Below are 1,451 nucleotides of genomic sequence, written 5' to 3' on the forward strand. Positions count from 1 at the left end.
GATTAAGTCCATATAATTGTGTAAAAAGAAAGAGTCATTTTATTCACTCTTGGCAACACTGTTTTCAACCACGATAAACAATGAAAAGAGGAATAAAGATGACTCAATTACAGTTTAACCTGAATGTTGATGTATTAAAAGAAGCTATTATGAATTCCAATCTTGATATGGTGATAAAATCAGCTATTGTATTGGTGTTGAACGAGTTTATGGAAAAGGAAAGGGATGAATTTTTACATGCTGCACCATATGAACGTGCTGTTGAGCGCCGCGACTACCGAAACGGTTACTACGATCGCGAACTATTGATGAGCATCGGCAACATAACGCTGAAGGTTCCACGAACACGTAATGGGGAATTCTCCACTTCTGTTTTTGAAAAGTATGCCCGGTGTGACCAAGCTTTGGTCCTCTCCATGTTAGAGATGGTCATTAATGGAGTTTCCACTCGGAAAGTGACCAATATTGTAGAACAGCTTTGTGGTAAAAATGTATCCAAATCGTTTATCTCTTCACTTACGCAGAAGCTTGACCCTATCGTTAACGAATGGGCCACGCGGCCCTTGAATACAACGTATTACCCTTTTCTCTTTGTGGATGCGATGTATATTAAGGTACGTGAGCACCACCGTGTTGTCTCAAAAGCTGTTTATGTTGCGACGGCAATTACAGAGAAAAACACACGCGTAATACTTGGTTTGAGTGTTGACCATGTTGAAAGTTTCGAAAGCTGGAGCCGTTTCTTTCAACTACTCAAGTCACGTGGTCTTCAGTCTCCAAAACTGGTTATTTCTGATGCCCATCAAGGACTCCAGAGTGCAATCCAACGCGAATTTATAGGAACTGCCTGGCAAAGGTGTAATGTTCATTTTAAACGGAATATTATCAATAAACTCCCTAAGAAGAATACCACTGAGATCCGCACAATGATTAAACGAGTCTTTGATGCTGTCACGATTGAGGATGTTCGCCAATTTAAAGATGAATTGATGAGCCAGTTTGGGTCAGAACCGAAGTTTGAAAAAGCCCTTGCCATTTTTGAAGATGGTTTCGAAGATACCATTCAATATATGAGCTTTCCACAAAATATCAGGTGCCACATTCGAAGCACAAACTCTTTAGAACGATTAAACCAAGAGATTCGCAGAAGAGAAAGGGTAATTCGTATTTTTCCGAATACCCAATCTGCTTATCGTTTAGTTGGTGCTGTTCTGATGTACTATCAGGAAACCATCTATTCGAAGAGAAAAACACTTCTTAGTAGATAGACCATAATCTTTTTAGCTTCACTTCCATTATGGATGATTTCAAATCTGGGAAGGGATGTCAAAGTGAAAAGCCTTTGACATCCCTCCCCAGATTTGAAGAAAAAAGTCCATGGAAGCTTCGCCAAAAAAATAATAGGGTTGAAATCATTGCCTGCAATTTTACACAATAATCAGGACTTGACT

At 39.4% G+C, this 1,451-nt stretch carries 1 protein-coding gene; it reads left to right on the forward strand.

Annotated features, from left to right (window positions below):
• Window positions 1-98 precede the first annotated feature (98 nt).
• Window positions 99-1,268 carry an IS256 family transposase gene (locus JOC95_RS21305; protein WP_204420276.1) on the forward strand — a complete coding sequence of 390 codons (1,170 nt, stop codon included), beginning with the start codon at window positions 99-101 and terminating at the stop codon, window positions 1,266-1,268.
• The last annotated feature ends 183 nt before the right edge of the window (window positions 1,269-1,451 follow it).

The organism is Sutcliffiella tianshenii, from assembly GCF_016908565.1.
GTDB lineage: Bacteria > Bacillota > Bacilli > Bacillales > Bacillaceae_I > Sutcliffiella_A > Sutcliffiella_A tianshenii.